At 58.6% G+C, this 24,391-nt stretch carries 16 protein-coding genes; 2 read left to right on the top strand and 14 right to left on the bottom strand.

Going from position 1 to position 24,391, the window contains the following annotated elements; genetic code table 11:
* The 6 genes from QVP03_RS09910 to QVP03_RS09885 all read right to left on the bottom strand — a co-directional run bounded on the left by QVP03_RS09910 (window position 1) and on the right by QVP03_RS09885 (window position 15,940).
* On the bottom strand, window positions 1–1,686 hold the full coding sequence (locus QVP03_RS09910) for a RagB/SusD family nutrient uptake outer membrane protein (protein ID WP_022333302.1): 1,686 nt from the start codon (window positions 1,684–1,686) through the stop codon (window positions 1–3).
* 13 nt (window positions 1,687–1,699) lie between these two features.
* Entirely contained in the window at window positions 1,700–4,687 is a 2,988-nt protein-coding gene (locus QVP03_RS09905) for a SusC/RagA family TonB-linked outer membrane protein (RefSeq protein WP_022333301.1), read from the bottom strand.
* A gap of 32 nt (window positions 4,688–4,719) precedes the next feature.
* The gene (locus QVP03_RS09900; RefSeq protein ID WP_022333300.1) at window positions 4,720–6,696 is read right to left on the bottom strand and encodes a RagB/SusD family nutrient uptake outer membrane protein; all 1,977 of its coding nucleotides are present in this window, start codon (window positions 6,694–6,696) and stop codon (window positions 4,720–4,722) included.
* Between the two features lie 13 nt (window positions 6,697–6,709).
* Window positions 6,710–9,943 (bottom strand): SusC/RagA family TonB-linked outer membrane protein, encoded by a 3,234-nt coding sequence (locus QVP03_RS09895; protein ID WP_022333299.1) that lies wholly within the window; start codon window positions 9,941–9,943, stop codon window positions 6,710–6,712.
* 13 nt (window positions 9,944–9,956) lie between these two features.
* Entirely contained in the window at window positions 9,957–11,522 is a 1,566-nt protein-coding gene (locus QVP03_RS09890; protein WP_018695004.1) for a hypothetical protein, read from the bottom strand.
* 299 nt (window positions 11,523–11,821) lie between these two features.
* Window positions 11,822–15,940, bottom strand: coding sequence for a hybrid sensor histidine kinase/response regulator transcription factor (locus QVP03_RS09885; RefSeq protein ID WP_022333298.1), 4,119 nt, complete (start codon window positions 15,938–15,940; stop codon window positions 11,822–11,824).
* Between the two features lie 240 nt (window positions 15,941–16,180).
* Here QVP03_RS09885 and QVP03_RS09880 point away from each other — a divergent pair, with 240 nt between their 5' ends.
* Window positions 16,181–16,324: a hypothetical protein gene (locus tag QVP03_RS09880; protein WP_193759115.1), complete on the top strand. Its 144-nt coding sequence runs from the start codon at window positions 16,181–16,183 to the stop codon at window positions 16,322–16,324.
* Window positions 16,325–16,399: 75 nt separating this feature from the next.
* On the opposite strand, the gene rsxA is transcribed toward QVP03_RS09880, so the two are convergent.
* The 8 genes from rsxA to QVP03_RS09840 are packed head-to-tail and all read right to left on the bottom strand — an operon-like array spanning window position 16,400 to window position 23,572.
* The gene (gene rsxA / locus QVP03_RS09875; RefSeq protein ID WP_022333297.1) at window positions 16,400–16,978 is read right to left on the bottom strand and encodes an electron transport complex subunit RsxA; all 579 of its coding nucleotides are present in this window, start codon (window positions 16,976–16,978) and stop codon (window positions 16,400–16,402) included.
* Window positions 16,979–16,980: 2 nt separating this feature from the next.
* Window positions 16,981–17,565, bottom strand: coding sequence for an RnfABCDGE type electron transport complex subunit E (locus QVP03_RS09870; protein WP_022333296.1), 585 nt, complete (start codon window positions 17,563–17,565; stop codon window positions 16,981–16,983).
* Complete coding sequence (locus QVP03_RS09865; RefSeq protein WP_229065184.1) at window positions 17,558–18,235, bottom strand: RnfABCDGE type electron transport complex subunit G; 678 nt, start codon at window positions 18,233–18,235, stop codon at window positions 17,558–17,560. The genes QVP03_RS09870 and QVP03_RS09865 overlap by 8 nt, the downstream gene beginning before the upstream one ends.
* Before the next feature lie 13 nt (window positions 18,236–18,248).
* Window positions 18,249–19,214, bottom strand: coding sequence for an RnfABCDGE type electron transport complex subunit D (locus tag QVP03_RS09860; RefSeq protein ID WP_022333295.1), 966 nt, complete (start codon window positions 19,212–19,214; stop codon window positions 18,249–18,251).
* 21 nt (window positions 19,215–19,235) lie between these two features.
* Window positions 19,236–20,579: an electron transport complex subunit RsxC gene (gene rsxC, locus QVP03_RS09855; RefSeq protein WP_022333294.1), complete on the bottom strand. Its 1,344-nt coding sequence runs from the start codon at window positions 20,577–20,579 to the stop codon at window positions 19,236–19,238.
* A 28-nt stretch (window positions 20,580–20,607) separates the two neighbouring features.
* Window positions 20,608–21,564 (bottom strand): RnfABCDGE type electron transport complex subunit B, encoded by a 957-nt coding sequence (locus tag QVP03_RS09850; protein WP_022333293.1) that lies wholly within the window; start codon window positions 21,562–21,564, stop codon window positions 20,608–20,610.
* Complete coding sequence (locus tag QVP03_RS09845) at window positions 21,564–21,986, bottom strand: SoxR reducing system RseC family protein (RefSeq protein WP_288210750.1); 423 nt, start codon at window positions 21,984–21,986, stop codon at window positions 21,564–21,566. Before QVP03_RS09845 ends, QVP03_RS09850 begins: the two co-directional genes overlap by 1 nt.
* 5 nt (window positions 21,987–21,991) lie before the next feature.
* Window positions 21,992–23,572 (bottom strand): NAD+ synthase, encoded by a 1,581-nt coding sequence (locus QVP03_RS09840; RefSeq protein WP_022333291.1) that lies wholly within the window; start codon window positions 23,570–23,572, stop codon window positions 21,992–21,994.
* Between the two features lie 518 nt (window positions 23,573–24,090).
* Between QVP03_RS09840 and QVP03_RS09835 the strand changes: the two genes are divergently transcribed.
* Window positions 24,091–24,391: cupin domain-containing protein (locus QVP03_RS09835; protein ID WP_288210749.1), on the top strand; the 301-nt coding region annotated here is incomplete at its 3' end.

Below are 24,391 nucleotides of genomic sequence, written 5' to 3'. Positions count from 1 at the left end.
CTATTTCCAACCGTCGTTTTGGACGAGGTTGTGATTTTTGAAAAGCTCGGCATCCGCAATCGGATAGAAATTCATCCTGTCCTCCCAGCCGCGCTGCTGGATCACCGACCGCATATAGCTGAACGAGCCATCGTTCTGCGGAGTAATCGTAAGCCCATAAACCTTCGTCGTTTCGGCACCGATCTTCCAGCGGCGGATGTCCCAGAAACGATGCCCCTCGAAGGCCAGTTCCACACGACGCTCGTAGCGCAGACGCTTCACCACACGACGCTCGTTGCGCAGACGCTTCACGAAGGCCGCATAATCCGTTTCCGTAATCCCCGGCATATTGTACCGGGCACGGACTGCATTGAGCGCCTCGCGTGGTGAGAGCGTATACTCCACCTCCCCCTTCATGCCCGTAAAATCGGGGTTCTGCGTAGCGGCAGCCAATGCCTCGGCATAGTTCAGCAACACCTCGGCATAACGGAAGAAGGGAAAGATGTGCTGATAACTCATCTCGCTGCCCGTCACGAAACTCGTCGCCTCGACAATGTGTTTGCGCAGGTAGTACGAAGTCGGTGTAGCACCGTCGAGCGGCCGGCCATTACGGCCGCCGACATACGACTGGACGGGCTGTCCCTTGAACGTCGCCCCGTTGTATATCAGCGTCCTGGCAAAGCGCGGATCGCGTGCCGACGCAATGAACATCCGCGACCGCATCGACTCGTCGTTCCAGTCGAACGGTTCGCCCGTCGCCATATCGAATGCCTCGGCGAGGTTCTGCGACGGGCAGACGCCCGAATTCCCGCCTTCGAAGCCTACCGGGAAATTGGCCGCCTCGAAATCGCTGCTCACCGGGCACCACTTGCCGAAGATCAGTCCCTGCGCATCGGCATTGTTCGTGGTTTCCTCGCTGACAAGCTTGTAAATACCGGCATCTATGAGCTCCTTGGCCGCGGCCGCGGCTTCCAGGTAACGGCCTGCATCACCGCCGGGGTTGTTGAGCGGACTGGCGGCATATAGCAGCATACGCGCCTTGAGCGCCATCGCCATGCCCTTTGTCACACGGGCGACTTCACCCTTTTCCGTCCCCAGATAGGTCTTGGGCAACGACGGGATTACGGCATCGCATTCCGAGACGATCCATCCGGCGGCATCGTCGTACGAGACCGGAACGAGCGTATTGACCTCCTGCATCGTGAACGAACGGTCACCGATCACGATCCGGTTATAGCGCCGGAGCAATTCGAAATGGAAATAGGCACGCAGGGCCCTCACTTCGAACGGATAGTTCTTGAGCTCCGCCAGATTCGTCTTGTAATTGTCCTGATACTGTGCCTCGGGAAAATCATCCGGGCAGTTGTCGAGGAAATAGTTGGCCGCGGCAATAGCCGAATAGAGCGAAGCCCAGCGGTCGTCGATCAGATTCGTACCGTTCCAGCTCCCGTCGTAAAAGCGTTTGATACCGCCCGTAGACCAGGCGTATACCGCATCGTCGGTCGCAGCGTCGATCATCGTACCTTCGACATCCAGCAACCCTTCCTGCACATACGAGTAGACGTTCGTCGCACTCTGCTTCACGCGGTCGAAGGTCGAGAATTGATATTTCGTCGTCTGGTACACCGACTCGTCGAGTTCCAGGAAATCGCTGCACGCAGCCATCAGGAGCGTGCATCCGGCTAATAGGATCAGGTATTTTTTCATCGTTGTGGCGTATTTAGAATATGACATTCAGGCCGATCTGGTAGCTGCGTGACGAGGGATACCCCGTGCTGACGTATTCCGGATCGAGAATACCGACATGGTCGGCCGAGAAAAGGTTCAGGCCGCGGAAATAGAAGCTGCATTCGCGCATACGCAGTTTGCGGGCAATCTTCGACGGCAATTTGTAGTAAGCCTGCAATGTACGCAATTTCAGGAAATTGCCGTTTTCCGTCCATAGTGAACTTTGCGTGTAGTTATTCCCGTTTGCCAATGTGGTCAGGCGCGGATAGCGGCCTTCGGTATTGAAGCGTGACCAGCGGTGCTCCATATAGTACTCCGAAACGTTGCGGTCGTTGCCGTACAGCGGCTGGTAGATGCTCGACAGCGTCGTCTCCAGCGTCGAATGGGCGACACCCTGGAAATAGGCGCTGACACCGAAGCCCCTGTATTTCAGCTCGACGCTGAAGCCGTAATAAATCTCGGGCACCGCGGCATAGAGCTGGTAGGTGCGGTCGTAGTCGTCGATCCTGCCATCGCGGTTCAGGTCGCGGTATTTCACGTCGCCCGGGCGTACCGTATTCTGGTACGAGGAGACAGGAAGCCCCTCCCGGAGCGAACCGTCGGCATTGAAATCGCCGTCCTGGTACATCCCATCGGCCACCAATCCGTAGAACGTCCCTACCGGCTGCCCTGTAATACGCATATAGTCAAAAGGTTTGTATTCCTCTTCCTTGTTGAGTATCTTATTGCGGGCATAGGCGATATTCCCCCGCACGGCATATCCGAAGTCGCCTGTGCGGCGGCGCCATCCCACAGCCAATTCCCCGCCATAGTTGCGCACCTTACCGGTAAAGACGTCGGGCACGCCGACTCCCAGCACGCTGGAAACGGTACCCGCGGCCGACGTCCGGATGTTATGACGCATGTTGCGGAAGAAATCCACCTCGACGCTCAGGCTTCCCAGCAGGCTGAGTTCCAACCCGACATTGGTTTTATAGTCGCGTTCGGGTTCGATCCCCGCAGACGGCAACGCCCCTTGCGCGAGGCTGTTCGACGAAGTGATCCCGGCAAAAATATAACTGTTGCCCGGGCCGTTGAACTGCTTGTCCATGTCATACGACAATCGCGCGTCCATACCCACAATGCCGAACGACGCGCGCAGTTTCAGCAGGTCGACGACACGGCTGTCACGCAGGAACGCCTCGTTCGAGATGATCCATGCGCCCGACACGGCAGGATAGAAGCGGTACTTGTCCCCGTAGGGCATACGGCTGCTCCCGCCGTAAGTAGCGACGGCATTGACCACGTAGCGGTCGTCGTAATTGTAGCCGGCGCTGGCAATATAGTCACGGTACATGTACGTATTGTTGGCTCCGCGGTAACGGGATTTGTTCTCGCTGAAAATCAGGCGCCCCGTCACCGTATGTTTTCCGAAAGAACGGTCGTAGAGCACCTTGGCCCACACCGACGCCCGCATGACCGAATAGGAAAGGAAGCTGTCGAATGCCAGTTCGGTATCGTTCCCCTGCGGAACGAATGCCAGGGAAGCGGCATTGCCGTCCGCATCGAAGACCGTCGAGGTATTCGAATAGGCGTATTTGCGTGAGTGCGCATCGGTAATCTCCGCGGAATTGTCATAGGCGACACGCACCTGTACCGAAAGTCCCGGGGTTAGTGCCGACAAGTCCTGATCGATCGTCAGGTCGGCGAACAGCGTACGTTGCAGCAGCGTGTTGTACCCGCCCGCGGTCTTGTCGGCCAGGGGATTGGCGAACAGCTGGCTGCGGGCCCAGCCCCCGCCGGGAACCCGGATCGGGAACGCTGCCGACGGCGTGTCGTACATATCGTCGAGCGCGACGCCCGCATTTGGCAGTTGGTATTGCATCAGCCGCCCCATCAGGTTCATCCGTGCAGTCGTGGTTTTCGTGATCGCGGCCTCGAGATTCGAACGCAGCTTGAGGGAGTACATCTCGACCTGGGTCGAATAGCCGTCGTTCAGGTCGGTATTATCCAGGAACCCGCGGTTGGAGTTGTAGTTGGCCAGCACGAAATAGCGCATACTGCCGCCGCTCCCGTCGAACGAGAGATTCAGGTCGTGGTTGAAACCCGCATTGCGGAGCACGGCCTTCCGCCAGTCGACATTGGGCAGTACATCGGTGCGCTCCCCCCGCACCATCGAACGGATGTCGCGCTGCGTATAGCGGGGTGCGAGCCCGTCGTTTTCCAACGCCTCGTTGACAGCCGTCGCATAGGTCGCGGCATCGGCCATATCGGGAATCCGGAACGGGGTCTGCACACTGAAATTGTAGTCGATACGGGTACGCAGGCCGTGGTCGCCGCCGCGCCGGGTCGTAATGGCGACGATACCGTCGGCGCCCCGGTTACCGTAGAGTGCCAGCGATGCGGCGTCCTTCAGCACGGTGATGTGCTCCACTTCCTCCCGATCCAGGCAGGCCGCATCGCGTTCGATGCCGTCGACCAGTACGACCACACTGTTCCCGCCGAACGAACCGACGCCGCGCACATTCAGGTCGGGCGCCGAGTCCCACGGCAGGTTCTCGCCCTGGCGCACGCCAAGTCCCGGAATCAGGCCGTAAAGGTTGCTCATCAGGTCGGTACGGCCGCCCGCTTCGATCTCACGTGCCGTAGCGCCGGCGAGCGATGCCGACGCGGAGCCTTTGCGGATGCGCTCGTCATAGCCCACGTCGAACAGCACGTCATCGTCCGTCAGACGGATATGCATCTCGCCACCGCTGACGGCTACCGTGCGGCTCATGCGGTTCAGAAGGGTAAGCGTCATGCGGTCACCCTCCCCGGCATCGACCTCGGCCATGCCGTCGGCGCCCGTAACCGCCACGGGGGTTCGCCCGCGGCCGAGCGTCACGGCAACCTCGCCCAGCGGCTTGTCCCATGCATCGGTCACATACACCTTGACGCGCTGCGCCTGTGCCAGCGGGCAAACGGCAGTCAGGAACAGCAGTATGATTGATATCTTTTTCATTGTATGCTCTCTGTTTGTTTAACCATGTATGTCTACCATCCGGCATTCTGAGTCAGGCCGTACCCCTTGTTGACTTCGTTCGAAGGAAAGGCACTCAGATACCACTTCGGATCAAAGCTGTTCTTCCAGGCGCGGTCGGTTTCGGGAACCGGCTCAGAGAAATTGAACCGGAAATTCGAGGAATCCGTTCCGTCCAGGATCGTCACCCTGATCCCGTAAAGCGTCTGCCGGAAAATATCGGCACGTTTCCAGCGCACGATGTCGAACCAACGAATCTCCTCGAAGGCGAATTCCCGGGCCCGCTCGTCGAGTATCTCCTCGCGCAGCTCGGCATCCCCGGCAAGCGCACATTCGGGATAGGACGGCAGCACCTTGTCGCGGTGCAGGCGGTGCAGCAATTCGTCGGTCATGGAGGGCAGCCCCACGCGGTTGCGGGTTTTGTCGAGCCACTTGCAGGCCTCGTCCTTGCGCCCCGTCTCGTTCAGTGCCTCGGCATAGGCCAGGTAAACCTCGGCCAGGCGCATATAGGAATAGTTCATCGGTTTGTCGTAGAACGTCGCACGGTTATAGTCCCAGAGGTATTTACGGTTGCAGAAACCCGTTGCGGCCCGATCCTTGGCATAGTTCACCAAATCCTCGCTGCCACCGCCTTCCCACATCTGGGCCACACGGTCGCGGAACGGGCCGCCGGGCACCATCACCGACTGGTAGAGGCGCGGATCCCGGTTCGAGAAAGGATTGTCCGTCACCGTTCCGGCCGAATTGTGCGTCCGGATCCATTCGGCATAAGGCGCCGGTTCCCCGTTCGAGAAAGGGAATTTATCGACATAGTTAAGCGTCACGCAGCCACCGCCGTACCCCTGGGCGTTCGCGCCGTTGAAATCGGTCGAAATGCCGAAGTAATAGGCATGGTAAGTATCGCCGTAGGTACGCTTCGACCGCCCGGTGGCAATCAGTATTTCGCCGTTGTAACGGTCTGCATAGCATGCACCGAATGCCTTTCCGTAACCTTCGGCCGTCTTTTCGGTCGCCTCGACGAGTTTATAGGGATTGCCGTTGTTGGCATTCTCCGTGATGAACTCTTCGCAAGCCGTAACCACGCGGTTCCAGCGCTGGGCATCGTAATTGCCGTACCATGCCACTTTACGGACACTCTCCTCGGCGATCTTGCCGATATTGCCCAGTACCGGTTGTTGCGGCTCGGCATAAGGCTGGTTCGCATTGAACAAGGGGCTGGCCGCATAGAGCAGCACACGAATCTTGAGCGCCAGCGCCGAAGCTTTCGTAAAACGCCCGTCATCGGCCGGGTCGACCGTCCATGGGAGCTCCCGGGCAGCCTGTTCGCACAGCGCGACGATGTATTCGACCGTCTCTTCGAAAGTCCGGCGCGAATAGTCTATATCGGCCTCCTTACCCGCCTCGACGGCTGTCTTGAGCAGGGGAACCCCACCGAAGTGGCGCAGCAATTCGTGGTACTGGCACGCAATGACCATTCGGGCCTCGCCCTTGCGCCGAATCTTTTCCGCCTCGCTCATATCGGGCACACGGTCAACATTCTCGATGTAGAGGAACGCCTTGCGGATACCCGTCCACGTCACGTCCTGCTCGGGGTTAAACCCCATCTTCGTACCACTCGACTCATTCTCGGTCTCGGCGTCGTATGCGCCCCCGTAATACATGCTGTAAACGCCGCCCCACGAACAATGCGTGCTGATGATATCGGTCAGGGCATCGAGGTTGTCCCATGCCAGTTTGTTACCGGCATTCTGGTGTTCGTACGACCCGCCGTTAACGCTGGGATTGTGCATCGTGAGCCCGCAGCGCAACGTGGCATAGGCCGAATTGAGGGCCCGGTCGGCATAGAGCTTCGACGAGAAGATCGTGTCGACGGTCACATCGCCGCCGGGCGCTTTCTCCAGGAACCCGTCCCCGAATTTCAGGTCGCTGCAATTGGTCAGTCCCGACACGAAACCGCCCAAGATCAGAATGGATATTATCGTCTTTTTCATAGTGGAGTGTCGATTAGAATGTGATGTTAACACCGAAGTTGAAAATGCGCACGTTCGGGTAGGAATCGATATTCGAACCGCTCGTCGCCCCCTCGGGGTCGATATCGATGTCGTTGAGATCCGAGAAAAGCGTCAACAGGTTGTACCCGCTGAAATAAACCTTCAGCGACTTGACGCCGACCTTCCGGAATGCCGGAATATCCCTGAACGTATAACCTATTTCGGCAACCTTCAGCCGCAGGTACGAGCCGTCCATCAGCCACAGGTCGGAATCCTCCAGGTAGTGCGACTTGTTGAGGAAGGTCAGCCGTGGAAAACGCGCATCGGGGTTCTCGGGCGTCCAACGCCCGTCGGCCAGGAATTTGAGCAGCGCACGGCCGTTTGTACTGCCGAAAGCATTACGGTATTCGCCGCTGAGCATACGCGAGGCATGCAGGCCGGCCGTCCACTGCATCGAAATTTCGAAATTCTTGTACCGGAATCCGCCCAGCAGGCCGAGCACATAGTCCGGACGCTGGCTGTAACCGAAGTAGGTCTTGTCGTTGCCGTCGATCTTGCCGTCCCCGTTGAGGTCTTTAAAGAGCGCGTCGCCTGGACGGGGTGATCCCAGCGACATGACGGGTAGCAGCGGCTTCCCCTCCCCGTCGCTTTTCAGGGCTCCGTCGGCATCGAAGTCGTCGGCTCGCAGGAAACGATCGAACCTGTACCCGTAGTTCAGTCCCGTGCTGCGTCCGGTCTGAGCCATCCACGGATAGTTGGGCATGACTTCGTCCATAAAAATAATCTTGTTCTTCGAGTAGGAGACGTTGCCCTGTACCCACCAGTCGATCTTCTCGGTACGCGAATTCCAGCCCAGTGAGATTTCATAGCCCCGGTTATCGACCTCGCCCAGATTGATCAGCGGCAGCTCGATGGCGACGATCGACGGCAGCGTATTGCGGGTCGAAAGAATGTCGTAGCGGTGTTCGAAAAAGTAGTCGGCCGTCAGGCTGAGGCGCGCACCGAACATTTTGAGGTCGATGCCATAGTTCTGCTTGCGTACTTTTTCCCACGTCACCTCGGAGTTGCCGACCGTATTTTCGACCGCATCGGGCAGCATCGTCATACTTCCGCCCATACCGAACTGGTAGCTGCCGTAGCCGTTCTGCCATACGGCATGGTTGCCCGTCCACGAGCCGTCGAGGTAGAGGAAACGGGCACCGCTGTACTTGTCGTTCCCGACCAGTCCGAACGAGGCCCTCAACTTCAGGAAGTCGACGGTTTGCTGGTTCTTCATGAAATTCTCCTCGGAGACGATCCAGCCCACAGAACCTGCCGGGAAGAACCCGTAGCGCTTCTTCGGGGCGAAATTCTCGGAGCCGTTGTAACCGGCGTTGAAATCGACCAGATAGCGGTTCTTGTAAGCATAGGTCAAACGCCCCACATAACCCACATAGGCGGTCGGGATGTCGGTATACTGACCCGGGTAGTAGGTCTTCGACTGGTTGTAAAGCAGCAGTGCCGACACCGCGTGGTCACCGAACGTACGCTGGTAGCCGAGGCTCGCCTCTATATACCAGTTGCGTGATTTGCCCGACCCGTCCTCACCATAGGTCATCGGCTCGCGCATACCCGTCACGCCGTCGGTCTGGTAGACGATCGTATTGTCGAACCTCGGGTCTGAGACATCCATTCCGGGTTGGGTGATCGTCCCCAGATAAATCGGCGTATAGGAACTGTTCGTACCGGTCGGGGCGCGTTTGGTCGCCAGGTAGTAAGAGGTATTGTATGCTCCTTTCACATTGAGGGTCAATCCCTTGGTAATCACATCGAGGTTCTGGGAAAGCGCAAGGTCGAGGTTCAGTTCATTCTGGGTCGTTTTGCGGTAACCCCAGTTGTAGTAGCAGTCCAGCCCGCTCGTGAGTTCCGTAAGCGGGATGTAGTTGTTCTTGTAATTGTAGATGTACTTCCCGTCGACGAAACCCGGACTTGCGAACGGCGTACACCACATGATATTCTGCCAGAGCGAATAGGTCAGCGGTTCGCGTTTGTCGCTCACGCGCCCGCCGATATTGACTTTCAACTGAGTCGTATTCGTAATGTCTACGTCGATGTTCGAGCGGTAGTTAAAGCGCTGATAATTGTAATTCGGGTCATAACTCTCGTCGAAACGCTTCATCATGCCGTCCTGATCCAGGTAACCCAACGACACGAAATAGCGGATGCGGTCGCCGCCGCCCGACAGGGTCGCATTATGTTGTGTCTGCCAGGCGACGTTCTTGAAGATGTATTTGCTCCAGTCCACATCCGGGAACATGATCGGATCGGCCTTCGTGCGGAACATTTCCGTTACGAACGGCGAAAAGGTGAGCTGGTCATCCTTAATGCCGGGATTGTCGGAGCGCTGGGCCTCGGAATAGAGCGTAGCGTAAGTATAACTGTCGACACCGGTCAGGTGTCGCAGCGACTGAGTCAGTCCGAAGGTCGAGTTCCATGAAATCTGTGGCTTGCCCTTCGTACCGCGCCGCGTCGTGACCAGAATGACACCATTGGCGCCGCGAACCCCGAATACGGCCGTCGACGATGCATCCTTGAGGACGGTCACACTCTCGATCTCGTGCGAGTCCATCTGGAAAAACGAACGCTCGACACCGTCCACCAGGATAAGCGGCTTCGACGCCTCGTTCGAAAGCGATCCCGTACCGCGGACATAAATATCGGGGTCTTCGGCACCGGGCTGTCCGGAAATCTGTACCGACGAAATGCCTGTCACGGCCCCCGCAAGGGCAGTGCCGGCACTGCCGCTCGGTGACTTGAGCAGGTCTTTGGTATTGATCGAGGCGATGGCGCCCGTCACCGACACCTTTTTCTGTTGCCCGTAGGCGATGACCTGCACCTCCTCCAGCGCCTGCGCCTCTTCCTTCAGGCGGATTTCATTGTCCGCCGCAGCCACGAGCACCGACTCCCGGGGCTGGTAGCCAATATAGGAAACCGACACGAGCGGTTGATAGCGGACGGGAATCGTGATCCGGAATTCACCCTCGGAGTTGGTCGTCATACCGATTTGCGGGGCGTCCTTGACAACAATGGCGACACCGGCGAGCGGTACGGAACTTCTTTCGTCGACCACACGGCCCTTATACGTTACCGACCGGCTGCCGCCCTGGATGGCCTGCAAGCCCGCCGCATCCGGCTCTCCCGCGCCGGCGGCAAGTGCAAACGCCGGGAACATCAGGCAGACGGCGATCAGATATATGGTTTGCTTCATGATTTGCGAGTTGTTACTGTTTGACATCTATGGCGATTGCATATTGCGCGGCCTGGTCGGCCTTTCCCACGACGACGTTTCCGCCCACCTTGAGCGTCGGCGTGAAACCGTCATCCAAGTAGTTACTTCCGGCCACGTAGAACACGTCTTTCCAGCCCATCTTGTAGAGCAGCCACGCAGCCTGGCAGGTTCCCGTCCCCTCGGACACGGCGGCGACACCGAGTTTGTTGTCATAGGTCAGCCCGATGTACGAACGGCTGCGCGTGCCGTTCCAGGCTTCGCCCAGGGCCGTTTCCCATCCGGTATCGTTCCAATACATCTCCAGGCGGGTCAGCAGATGCCCCTCGCGTACCAACCACGGGTGTCCCGACGCCGCGGAGACCACATCCCACGGAGTCCCCGAGGCAAGATACCCGTCGCGTCCCGCCTCATCGACCCATTGGGTCATCCTGACCAGTTCGCCGTCGCGGATACCCGCATTCCAAAATTCAACGTGCCCGTCCTCGTAGAAACCGACCGTCCCGCGCCAGTCGCCCTCGGAATTGCGGTCGGAGAGCACTTTCCCATTGTAGTAAATCATCGTGCTCTCCTTGGTCATCATCCCGGTGAGTGCGACCAGCGAGGCCACGTCGTCCATGACCACCGAGCGGGCATCGTTGCTGACCATATAGGCTTTCGCCTTGTCAATGTCGATCGTGGCGAAGGCGAATTCGATTCCCTCGATCGTTTCGGTCGGGCGGTTTGCGGCCCAGTTGCCGATAAAGGCAAGGTAAACGTCCAGGTCACCGGCACCGGGATCCCAGCTCCATGGGGTTTCGGATGTTGCCGCACCGCGTACGGGTACGCTGTTGACCGTAGTTGCCTTATAGACATTGAGGAACGGATAGAGCTGCTGGTCGACATAATTGCCCGTGACCTCGCTAAACCCGTAGACGATCGGTTTGTCCATCACTTTCGAATAGTCTATCCTGACGTTGTAGATGCGCTCTTTGCCATCCATCTCGACTTTCAGTTGCCGGGTAAGCGACTCCGTGAAATCGAACGTCGTAGACGAGGCGATCGAAGCTCCCTCCATCAGGGCACCTTCGGCAAAATCGAGTTCGATTTCACCCCGGTTCATACTCCGCTCATAAGTGATCGTAAGCGTCTTGCCCGATACGGAAACGCAGCCCCCGATTCCCGAAGCAGTCACCTTCGTAGCATCGGTGATCGGAAATGCCTTCGACGAAATCGTGAACCACACCTTGACGATCCGGTTATCGGGTGCCCGGAAGTTCAGCACCGGATAGGTATCCAGGTCGGCGGCGGTAACGTCCGTCGGGAAAATGACCGAATAGCCCTCGTTGAGCTCGACGTCGATCCGGGCATGTGAGAAATCCTCGGCCATATCGAATCTCAGGGCCAGGTTTTTATCGTCTATCCGCTCCGCCGTGACTGTCTCGCCGTCGACGGTCACGCGGATTGACTTATAGGGCAGACCGCCGGACGAGACCGTCCGATCGTCGGAACAGGAGCAGAAGGACAGCGCCGCTGCGACGAATACGGCACTCATGTAATTCTTGTAGAAATCTGCTTTCATAGATTAGGGTTTAGTTGGTTTATTCGGAAAAAAGGGAAAGGGATCGGACACTACGGTTCATCCGGGATGGCTGCATCATGTCATGGCATTGTTTTTTAGGTTAGTTTTCGGTTCCGACAGCCCCGTCCGAAGGGCTTTTGCCGGATACGAAAATACTCTGCCCGGACGGCTTCGAGGTTGAAATTTTACCGTAAAACGGCTCTGACGCAAATCGGCCGGCTGCAACAGCCGACCGACACAACGCAGGCAATACAATGCATAACAACACATTACACAAACACCTCCGGAAAATATCCGGGTTATACGATTTTTTCACCCTTGCCATCGAGTTGTTCGATGAATTCCTTGGGACTGACGCCGAACTTTTTCCGGAAACAGGTGCTGAAATACTTCGGGTCGTTGAACCCTACGGCATAAGCCAGATCGGCGATCCGCATGTGGCGCTGCTGTTCCAGCAACCGGTAAGCCGCGCGCAACCGTATGTCGACCATAAACGCGGTCGGAGTAAGCCCTGTCAGCGATTTGAGTTTCTCGGTGAGGACGGTACGCGACGTGTTCATCTCCCGCGTGAAATCGGCCTGCGAAAATTCGCCGTCGTCGATATGCGCATTGACGCACGCCATAGCCCGGCGCATGAAATCTTCGTCCATCGAGGTATATTCCAACGCTTCGATCTCAAAGACAAGCTGGTTGCGGAAATGCGAACCTTTGCGCTCCTGCTTTCTGAGCTGGTTCACGATCTGTGCATGGAGCAGCTTGAAGTTGAACGGCTTGGTAACATAACCGTCAGCCCCCGAGTCATACCCTTCGATACGGCTGTCGTCCGTGTTTTTGGCCGTCAGAAGGATGACAGGGATATGGCAATATTCGAACGTCCCCTTGATCTTGGCGCACAACTCGATCCCGTCCATCCCGGGCATCATGATGTCGGAAACGACCAGATCGACCGGTTTTTCGGCCAAAAGTTGCAGTGCCTCTTCGCCTCCGGATGCCATTTCGATGTGGAAATAAGCCGCCAGCAAGTTGGACACCAGCACCCGCAGTTCCTCGTTGTCATCCACGATCAGAATCGTATACATCCGCCCGTCTCCGGCAACCGCCTCGTCCGGCCGCATGGACGGCAACTCCGCCGATCCCGGCATCAAATCCGCCGAATCGGGCCCTGGCACCGATTCGTCGACCTCTTCCCCGGAGTAGGCGTCCCGGCCTATGGGCAATACGACCCGGAAACAATTTCCCTCCCGTTCGCTGCTCGAAACCCGGATATGCCCCTTGTGGATATCGGTCAGATCCTTCACCAGCGACAACCCGATACCCGTACCGATGGTATGGAACTTACGGTAATTACCGTCGTAGAAGCGCTTGAAAAGCCCGTCGATAGTCTGCTGGCTCATGCATTCACCGCTATTGGCGATCATTATACCGACAAAACCGGGGCTTTCCATCCCCACACGGATTTTTATTTCCCCTTCGTCGGGTGTGTATTTGGCAGCGTTGGAAAGCAGGTTGTAGACGATCTTATCGAGTTTGTCGGAATCGAACCAGCCTTCGATACGGTCGGCAGAACTCTGGAAGTAGACCCGAAGGCGCTTTTTCGATACCAGCGGGGCGAATGCCTCGACACATTTGCGAACGAATGCCGCCACATCGCCTTGCGAAACCCGGATCTTCAGGTTACCACTCTCGACCTTGCGGAATTCGAGTATCTGCTGGATGAGGCGCATCAGACGCGTCGCGTTGACCGAGATTACGTTGTAGAGCGCCTCCCGGTCTGTGGAGGTGCTGCGCAGGCTGTCAAGCGAGGTAATGATGATCGTCAGGGGCGTCATCAGCTCGTGGGTGACATTGGTAAAGAACTGCAATTTCGCGTGGTTCAGCTCCTCGGTTTTCCGGCGTTCGAATTTCGAAATGCGGATTTCATGCTGCATACGCAGTCGGTAGCGCAGGAAGCGGATCGCGCCGTAGGCCACCCCCGCAAGGGCTGCGAGATAGAACGCCACGGCCCACCACGAGCGCCAGGGTGCCGGCAGGATACGCACCTTCAGCACCCGCTCGTTGCTGCTCCAGACACCGTTGCCGCCCGCCGCCTGCAAATGGAAGGTATAAATGCCCGCAGGCAGGTTGTTGTAGGAGGCGAAGCGGTGCTGTGAATCGACCAATACGTACTCCTTGTCGAACCCGTCCAGCTTGTATTTGAAGATGTTGTCCCTCGGATTGGCATAGGAAAGCATCGAAAATTCGATATAGAAATTGTTTTGCCGGTGGGTCAGCGTCACCTCATCTGCATAGTCGATCTCCCGGGAGCTGATATGCTCCCGCTCCTTTTCCGGCATGGTACGCAGGGACTGGTTGTGAACCCGGAAATCGGTCAATACGATCGGAAGTTTCGACTGGTGGGGCTGGATGCGGTTGCCCGTAAAGATGCGCAGTCCGTTCGAACCGCCGAACGCCATGCGTCCGTATTCGACACGTGCCGATGCATTGCGGTTGAAGAAGAACGATTGCAGGTCTGCCGTAATAATATAGGTGTTGATATGCTCGGGAGTACCGTTTTCGTCGGGCGAGAACGAGAACACGGCATCGTTGGTCGTAATCCACATGCGGCCGTTCTCATCCCTAGCAATGTTGGTGATCCCCTTTTTCTCGATGTTGGGAAATGCCGTGACCGCCTTGAAACGATCCTCCGAGGGCGAATATACCGCCAGTCCGTCGGCAATCGTCCCCGCCCAGAGGTTACCCGCATCGTCCGTACCGAGGCAATAGACGTTATCGGCCGTCATCCCCGCCCCGCGTCGATACTGGATCCAGTCACGTCTTTTCGTATCGACACGGATGATCCCGTCTCCGTTGGTCGCAATCCATACGACCCCGCCGCCGACGCAGCAGATATCGAATATGCGCGTCGATGCGAAGGGCGTCTTCCGCCCCAGCCACATGTCGAGCGTCGAGAGCTGCCCGGACGCCGATTCGATATAAATTCCCGACCTCGAACCGATCCACAAATTCCCGTCCGGATCCTCCCGCAGCGCGAGCACGCAGTCGTCGGCAAACAGCGGCAGCGTATTCCGGTTGATCTGGCGCACGCGATGGCGTTTCTCGTCGTAGCACCATACACCCGAACTCCACGTCGCAAAGCACAGTTCCGAAGTGGCGTTCCTCCTGATTATGGCATTGACGGTCGAAGTATAAGGCAGCACACACAGGTCGGGATGCTCCCGGTAGCTGACGATACGGCCGCTGCGGGTATTATACCTGATCAGCCCGAAATCGAGCAGCCCGAGCCAATATTCGCCCTCGCCGATGTAATACATACTCCGTACGGAACTGGTGTTGAAGCGGGCACGCACCGGATCGAGCCGGTTGAATTCGAATTTCATGCCTGCGGTCTGTATCTTGCAGACGCCGCCGCCCAGCATCCCGATCCACATGAGGTTGTCCCGGGCCCGCATAATCGAATTGACCTCGTTGTATGGCAGGTCGCCCACATCCTCGCCGGGTTTGAAATTCTGGAACGAGGGCCGGTGATCCGGGTCATGCAGGATACTCAGTCCGCTGCGGGTTCCCACCCACAGCGTGTTCTGCGTAATATCCTCTTCGATGGCATAGACAATGTCGTCGAGCAGCGCCGTATCGTCGTCTTCACGGTGCATGTAACGGGCATATTGCATCCGCCCGGGAGCATAGGGGTTTATCAGGCGGATCAGGCCCGCGCCCCAGGTGCCCACCCAGACATTCCCGCCCGCATCGCAGAAGACGACATGCGCATGCCGCAGGATCTCGTCGTCATACGTGTAGGTACGCTCTTCGCGCAGATCGTAGCGCAGCAATCCGCTGCCGTAGGAGGCGACCCACAGGCTGCAATTGGCATCCTTGACGACCGAAGTGATGTCCGTGACGAGCTTCCCGTCGGCATTGCGCATCGTAACCGGACGGAAATAATGTTCCGAGGCATTTTTCCGGAACAGGCCTTTGTCGCTTCCGACCCATATCCCGTTACCCGTATCGCAGATAATGACCGAAATGTTGCAATCGTCGACCGCTTCGCAGCCCGTCGCCGAGATCGTGCCCGTCTTCTTGTCGAGCCGGAACAACCCGCGTTCCGTCCCGATCCAGATCACCTTGTCGCGGTCTTCGGCCACGACATTCACGAACGAATTGAACGCCACGCCCGAAACGTCGTGCATACCGTAAGTGACCACTCCGTACCCGTCATACCGTGCCAGGCCGTTATAGGTCGGAATCCAGATATACCCGTCGGAATCCTGATAGAGCTTGCGCACTTCGCTCGACGGCAGGATGTCGGAAGGGATCGGCTCGAACCGGATTTTGGAATAGGGTTCGGCAGACACGTACCCCACCATGGCAAGCATGGCCGACACAGCTGCAAAAAGGCGGGAAAGTATCAGATTCGGACGCATGAACGGTAGTTTTCGGAATTCTAAATTACACATTTTTTCCTCATCCGCAACGCCGGACACCCGATTTACCCCCGCGAAAGGCACACAAGAGAGGCTTTCCGGTAAATTTTCGACCTCCGACGAAGTTGACCGCCTTACTTTTATCCATCCGGAAGAAAATCCGGTAAAAATTCGCGGCCTCGACAAACCTTCCGGGCCGAAAACGGATTTACCCTGCAACCGTGGGATCTTCGAACACCATTGCCAATCGACGGACGGCCCCGTGAATCCGATTACGTCCCGGTCTTCATCCGCAAGCCTGAAAACGGCAACCGCTACGGCTTCGCCTTCGGCATCGACCAGGAAGGCGTGATCGGCGCCGCCCGGGTTCGGATATACCGGTAACCACAATCCCCCTCCGTTCCACAAAAACAGCCACCCTCATTTCCGAAGGTGGCTGTTTCGCATTGCGGGACGTCGTTATACCAGCCCCGAGAATCCCATGAAGGCCATGGCGAGGATGCCGGCCGTGATCAGCGCGATAGGCACGCCCCTGAAAGCCTTGGGCACGTCCTCGAATTCGAGCCTCTCGCGGATACCGGCGAAAAGCACCAGCGCCAGGGCGAATCCCAGCGCCGTAGCCACCGAGTAGGTGACGCTCTGCAAAAGGTTGAACTCTTTCTGGATCATCAGGATCGCCACGCCCAGCACGGCGCAGTTGGTCGTGATCAGGGGCAGGAAGATGCCCAGTGCCTGATATAACGAAGGCGAAAGTTTCTTGAGCATGATCTCGACCATCTGCACCAACGCGGCGATCACGAGAATGAAAACGATCGTCTGCATGTAGACGATGTCCAGCGGCACAAGCACATAAGCCTGGATCAGCCAGGCCACCACGGCGGCGATTGCCATGACGAACGTTACGGCAGCGCCCATACCCATCGAGGTCTCGACCTTCGACGACACGCCCAGGAACGGGCAGATGCCGAGGAACTGCGCCAGCACGACGTTGTTGACGAAGATGGCGCCGATGATGATTGCGAAATATGAAAGCTCCATAACTATTTCTTGGCTAATTTATTAAACAATACCATGAGGTACCCCAGCACCAGGAATGCCCCCGGTGCGAGGACGAAGATCAGCGGCATGTAATCGGCCGTTCCGAGGCTGATGCCGAAGATCGCGCCGCTGCCCAGGATCTCGCGCACGGCACCTACGGCCGTCAGGGAAAGCGTAAAGCCCAAACCGATCCCGACACCGTCGAGCACCGAATCCAGCGGCGTATTCTTCGAGGCGAAAGCCTCGGCACGCCCCAGAATAATGCAGTTCACCACGATCAGCGGGATGAAGACGCCCAGTGCCTCGTACAGGGGCGGCGTGTAGGCTTTCATCAGCATTTCGACCACGGTCACGAACGAGGCGATCACGACGATGAACGCCGGGATGCGCACCTTGTCCGGAATGATGTTCTTGATGAGCGAGATCACCAGGTTCGACATGATCAGCACGGCCATCGTCGCCAGCCCCATGCCCATGCCGTTTTCGGCCGAGGTCGTCGTACCCAGCGTGGGACACATGCCCAGCACCAGCACGAACGTCGGGTTGTTCCTGACGATGCCGCTCAGAATGATGTTCAGTTTATTCATTTTGCCCTCCTTCCTGAGCCGCCGGCCCGTTGGTTTGTTCCTCTGCCGAATCTCCGGCCGCAGAAGTCGCTCCCGACGATACGTCTGTCGGCGCCGTACCCGTCGCTACGCTCTTGTAAGCCATCCAGGCGCGGTTGATCGCATCGACATAGGCGCGCGAGGATATGGTCGCGGCCGTCAGTGCATCGACGTCGCCGCCGTCCTTCTTCACGGCCAGCTTGCCGTCCACGAGCTTCATCGTTTCGAGTTTCTTGCCCTGGATGCTCCCCAGCAGCACATTTTCCTTGTCGGCCATCTTCGTCCCGAGCCCCGGGGTCTCAGCCTGCCTGAGCACGTTGACGTTGACCACTTCACCGTCGGGCGTGAAGCCCACCATCATGCTGATCGCGCCGCCGAAACCGTTCTTGGTCATCGACTCCACGGCGTAACCCGCGACCTGTCCTCCCTTGGTTGCGGTGTAGACCGTGATCGGCATATCGTCGATCGTCAGCGCTTCGGGTGCGGTCTGGTCGAACGGCGGAAGCACGACCTTCAGCGCCTCGACCTTCGCCGCCTGCTCGGCCTGGGCGATCGGTTCGGCCGTAATCATGTTCACGGCGCCCACGCCGGCCGAAGCCACGAGCGTGATGCCGAACAGTACGGCCGTCATATTCACAAGTGTACTTTTCATACTGCGTCACCTCCTATTTAACGCCGAAGCGCTTGGGTTTGACATATTTGTTGATCAGGGGCACACAGGCGTTCATGATCAGTATCGCGAACGACATACCCTCGGGATAGGCGCCCCACAGGCGGATGCACATCGTGATGGCGCCGATACCGATGCCGAAGATCACACCCCCTCTGACGGTCATCGGCGAGGTCGAATAATCCGTCGCCATGAATATCGCGCCCAGCAGGGCTCCGCCGGCCAGTACATGGAACAGCGGGAGCTGCCACAGCACCGCCCCGGTACTGCCCGAAGCGAGGGCCACGACAAACGCGAATACGGCCATCGTACCGAGCACCGACACGGGAATCTGCCACGTGATGACGCGGCGCCAGAGCAGGTATACGAAGCCGCAGATCAGGGCCAATGCCGCCACCTCGCCCAGCGAGCCGGGCATATTGCCCAGCAGCAGTTCCTGCACACCGAGCACGTCGGGGGCGGCGCCGTGTTTCACGGCCGCCAGCGGCGTAGCGCCCGAAAGTGCGTCGAAAGCTCCGTTCGCCGGCATCGGGAACGAAGTCATCTGCACCGGGTAGGCGAGCAGCAGGAACACACGCCCCACCAGCGCGGGGTTGAACGGATTTTTGCCCAGCCCGCCGAAGGTCATCTTGGCGATGGCGATGGCGACGAATGCGCCGATCACGACGATCCACCAGGGAATCGAGGCTGGCAGGTTGAAAGCCAGCAGCACGCCCGTCACCACGGCCGACCAGTTCCCGATTGTCAGCGAGCCGCCGACGAGGAACCGCTGGATGAGGTACTCGAACAACACGCAGCACGCCACGCAGAGCGCCGTGACACGCAGCACGTCCACCCCGAACACCACCGCCGAGACGACCAGCGCAGGCATCAGCGCGATCACGACGTCGCGCATGATCCTGGCCGTCGACTGCGAAGTCTGCACGTGCGGTGCGGGAGCAACAACAAGTTTGTTTGCCATAATATCTTTCTGTTTTTCCATTTACTTTTTCGGTGCCGCGGCACGTGCGCGGATAATGCCCATGACAGTCTGTTTCCCCAGGCGCACCCAGTCCAGCAGCGGCAGGTAGGCGGGGCACGAGGCCTGGCAGCAGCCGCACTCGATGCACGAAGTGATCATCTGCGCCTCGACTTCCTCCCAGCCTTTCTTCTGGGTCATCTTCGAGAGGTAATAGGGTTCGAGCCCCATCGGGCAGGCAGCCACGCACTTGGCGCACTTGATGCACTGCGAGGCCTCGCGGCGCTGGGCGTCGCGGCCGCTCATGACGGTGATGCCCGAGCACCCCTTCGTCACGGGCGAGGCGAGGTTGACCATCGCGCGCCCCATCATCGGGCCGCCGTTGATGACCTTGCCCGCATCGGCGGGAAGCCCTCCGGCCGCCTCGATCAGCGCCTCGACGGGCGTACCCATGCGGGTCAGCAGGTTCTTCGGCTCCCGGACGCCTTTGCCCGTGATCGTCACCACGCGCTCGATCAACGGCTTGTGCTTCTGCACGGCCTGGTAGACCGCATAGGTCGTCGAGGCATTGCACACCACGGCGCCCACGTCGATCGGGAGTGCGGGCGGGGGCGGCACCTCGCGCCCCGTAATGGCCGCGATCAGCTGTTTCTCACCGCCCTGCGGGTATTTCACCTTGAGGGGCACCACCTCGATACCCTTATACCCTTGGGCCAGACGGCGCAGGTGTGCGATAGCGTCGGGTTTGTTGTTCTCGATCCCGATATAGGCTTTCTCCACGGCGATGGCCTTCATCAGGATCGTCACGCCCACGAGCAGCTCCTCGCCGTGCTCCAGCATCGTACGGTGGTCGGACGTAAGGTAAGGCTCGCACTCTACACCGTTGATAATCAGCGATTCAGCCTTTTTCCCGGGAGGAATCGAGAGTTTCACGTGCGTAGGGAACGTCGCGCCGCCCATGCCGACGATGCCGGCGTCCTTGATCCGGGCGACGATCTCCTGTGCCGAGAGCGTACACTCGCGGACGAGCGTCTCCGAGCGGTCGATCCCCTCGGCCCAGTCGTCGCCCTCGCGCTTGATCGTAATCATCATCTGGCGCAGCCCCTGCCCGTTGGACACCATGTCCACGGCCGTTACCGTCCCCGAAACCGGGGCGTGAATGTTGGCCGACATAAAGCTGCCCGCCTCGGCGATGAGCTGCCCCGTCACGACCTTGTCGCCCTTGGCGACCTTGGCCACGGCGGGGGCGCCGATGTGCTGTGCGAGCGGGATCGTCACCACGTCGGGCAGCGGAAGCACCTCGATCGGTTTGGCGCCGCTCAGTTTATTTTCCGACGGATGGACTCCGCCTATTGGAAATGTCTTCATATCTTGTGTTTCTCTGATTTGACGGTACTTATTCGGCTTTCGGAGTTTCGGCAGCCGGCACAGCCGGGGTAGCCCCGGCATCGGGCGCTGTCGGAACTCCGGCAGAAGCCTCCTTAGCAGCAGCAGGTGCGGCTTTCGGGGCAGCCGGTGCCTTCGGTGCCTTGGGCAGCGGATCCATGCCCGCCAGCACGATGGCACCCGTCGGGCACTCGTTCACGCACTTACGGCAGAGCTTGCACTTCTGCGGGTCGATATAAGCGAGGTTGTTTTCAATGGTGATGGCACCGAACGCGCAGACCTTCTGGCATTTGCCGCATCCGATACAACCCGCCTTGCAGGCCTTCATCACCACGGCGCCCTTGTCCTTCGACACGCACGACACGTACACCGCCCGGTTCTTCGGCCACTTCTTGCGCAGTTCGATAATCATTTTGGGACACGCCTTCACGCAGGCCCCGCAGGCCGTACATTTGTCGGGGTCGACTTCGGGAAGCCCCGTCGCGGGATTCATGCGGATCGCATCGAACGCACACGAGACGACGCAGTCCCCGAACCCGAGGCAGCCGAATGCGCAACCCGTCTCGCCCACATAGAGCGACGACGCCACGGCGCACGACCTGGCACCGTTGTACTCGTTGGTGCGGGGGCGCTTGTCGCAGGTGCCGCCGCAGCGCACGGTGGCCACCTGCGGCTCCTTTTCCGGTGCCGACTTGCCGAGGTAGGCCGCAACGGCCTTCATGCAGTCGCCGCCGCCCACGGGGCAGAAGAGCGCCGAGATGTCGTCCTGTTTCACAAGCGCGTCGGCCATGCCGCGGCACCCGGCGAAGCCGCAGCCGCCGCAGTTGGCACCCGGCAGCATCTTCTCCACCTCGTCGATCCGGGGATCTTCCTCGACCCTGAATTTTTGGGCCACGAAGTAAAGGATCACCGCGGAAAGCACTCCCAGCGCACAAAGCGTCAGGATTGTGTAAAATAATACTTCCATCAGTAGTTTTTGGTTATTGAGAAATGAATTGTGTGTTCGATTTTATGCCTGAAGAGCCATAATACGCAGTAATAGACACCCACGGCTCCCAGTGCGGCCAGCGCGCCGCGGCCTTCGCTCCAGCCGAGCACCGCAACGGCGGCGACCAGCACGGCCAGCAGCACGGCCAGCGCCCCGACATAGGCCAGTATAACAGCGACAGCGCCCGCACTACGACGGACGCCGACCATAACCTGTTCCCCGACGGCGAACTGCGCCGCGTCGGGACTCTTCACGACCACGATCTTGTCCTGCGCTTCGGCCAGGCCGCACGCTTCGCGGGCCTTGCAGCTACCGCAGGCACTGTGGGAGGTGATCCTCACATAGACCGTGTCGCGTTCCGTGCGTTCCACCACGCCGCTATGTTCAATCCGTGAAGCCACCGCCCTCAATCGCCGTATTTGTTGGTAAGCGGCATAAGGCGCTCGTGCCCGAACGAGCACATCGACAGGCGCAGTACGGGCGGGAACTGGTAGCGCTTCTTCTCGTTGCGCATGATCATGGCGTGGATCTTCTCCACGACCTCGGAATCGAATCCCGCATTGACGATCTCCTCACGGTGCTGCCCCTCCTCGATCATGCGGTAAAGGATCGCGTCCACCACCTCGTACGGCGGCAGGATGTCGCTGTCCTTCTGCCCCGGGTGCAACTCCGACGAGGGTTCCTTGTCGAGGATATTGCCCGGGATCGGGTCGCCCTGCGTACGGTTGATATAGCGCGCCAGATCGTACATCTCGCTCTTGTAGAGGTCGCCCGTAGGGCTGAAAGCGCCCGCCGTATCGCCGTAGAGCGTACAGAGCCCCAGCGCATTTTCGCTCTTGTTCGACGAGTTGAGCAGGATGTAATCCGCCTTGTTCTGCACGGCCATCAACAGCACCGTGCGGATACGGGTCTGGATATTCTCTTCCGTGGCGTCGAACTCCCGGCCGCCGATGACCGGCTTGAGGGTGTTCACCACGCTGGTGTATATTTCCGTGATGGGAATTACGTTGTACTCGATGCCGAGGTTCTCGGCCAGCTTCTTCGCATCTTCGACCGAATGGTCGGAAGAGAACTGCGAGGGCAGGAGCAAAGCCCGGATATTTTCGCGTCCCAGCGCATCGGCGGCCAGGCAGGCCACCACGGCCGAGTCGATGCCGCCCGAAAGGCCGATGCAGGCCTTTTTATAGCCGTTCTTCACGAAAAAGTCGCGCAGGCCGCACCGGGCCGCCTGGTAGACCATCCGCGTACGGTCGTTGTAGGTCGAGGGGATCGAGACCGGCTCGCCGGCCGCCTTGGTGTCGAAAATCTGGAAATCCTCCTCGAAGTGCTTCATCATCAGCACCAGCTCCCCGCGGTTGTTGAACGCCCCCGACGTACCGTCGTAAACGATGTCCGTCGAACCGCCTACCTGGTTCACCAGCACAAGGTTCTTACCCTCGACGAACGACAGGTGGCGCATCATCTCGTAACGGTAGGTCATCGTCCCCCGGCCGTATTTGCGGGCGTTTATCGAGATGACGGTCTCGACCGACTTGTCGAAGTCATGCTCGCGGCTCAGGTCGTCGCCCACGACGATGGCGCACTTGTGGCCCTTGATCGTCGCGTACTCGAATCCCTTCGAAGGGACGAGGAAGCCCATTTCGCGGCGTGCGGTGATATATTTCTTACCCACGTAGCGCAGCACTTTGCGATCCTGGATCAGCGCCGCGGCGCTGATGGTACCTTCGCGCGTCAGGATCGGGAGTCCCACGATGGCCGCGATACCGTCGCAGCACGACGCGATTTCGACCAGCGCATCCTCGCACAGTTCGAGGAAGGTCGTTTTACGCAACAGGTCGAAAGCCGGGGTTCCGCTCACGGCCTGTTCGGCAAAGATAACCAGGTCGGCACGCTGCGCTTTCGCTTTGTTGATCGAATCGATGATTTTCGAGGTATTGCCGTCGATATCCCCGATCGTATAGTTCAACTGGGCAAGGGCTATTTTCATCTATCAGTAATTTTAGTAGGCAAATTACAACTTTGCAAAGTTAAGGATTATTTATAAAATAGGAAGGATTTTTGGTGTTAATAAATTAACATTCCCCAATTTACAAAAAAATTTAAAAACCCGAAACCCCGGCACTCTTACCTGCCCCGGCCGCAAACCGCCCGGCAGATACCGTTCCCCAACCTCCCGGCGCCCAACAAGCTCCCACCCAGCCCAGTAAAACCGCCTGTCCGGCCGCTATTCCCGCAGCCGGCCAGCACACGCCGAGTCCCTGCCCGGCAGGCTTTGCGCGGGAGGGCAAAACGCCCCGTATCACGGCCGCGCGTGTCGCCGCGCACATGCTGCCTGCAAAAAAATCTTTTTTTTCACCCGGATTTCTGCCTGACATACAACATCAGTTACCTAAATGTTAGCAACATACGCCAGCGTACCGTCTTGCACGAACGCTGCATTCTCCTTACCTTCGCAACGGCAATACAGGCAACACGATTCATAAACGCTTTAATAATCCGTAAAAAATGAAAAAGGTAGAAAAAGTAGCCTCAGGCGCGAATTTCGCAGCCGTGACGGTCGGAAAAACCGAAGAGTTGAACCAGTACGCGCTGCCGCTGGCACCGGGCGTGGAGATCCCGGGAAAAGTATTCGTAGGCGGCGATCTGCAGGCCACCGGGGCCGAGATGTCGTTCCAGCAGTTCGCACCGGGCGGCAGCGTCGGGTTCCTCCACACCCACAAGACCCACGAAGAACTTTACATCATCCTCGGCGGAGACGGGGAGTTCCAGGTCGACGGGCAGGTCTTCCCCGTAGGCGAGGGGAGCC

This window comes from Alistipes sp. CAG:29, from assembly GCF_000435435.1.
Taxonomy (GTDB): Bacteria; Bacteroidota; Bacteroidia; order Bacteroidales; family Rikenellaceae; genus Alistipes; species Alistipes onderdonkii.
Note: the sequence above shows the minus strand (reverse complement) of the source record. Positions and strands in the feature narration are given on the sequence as shown.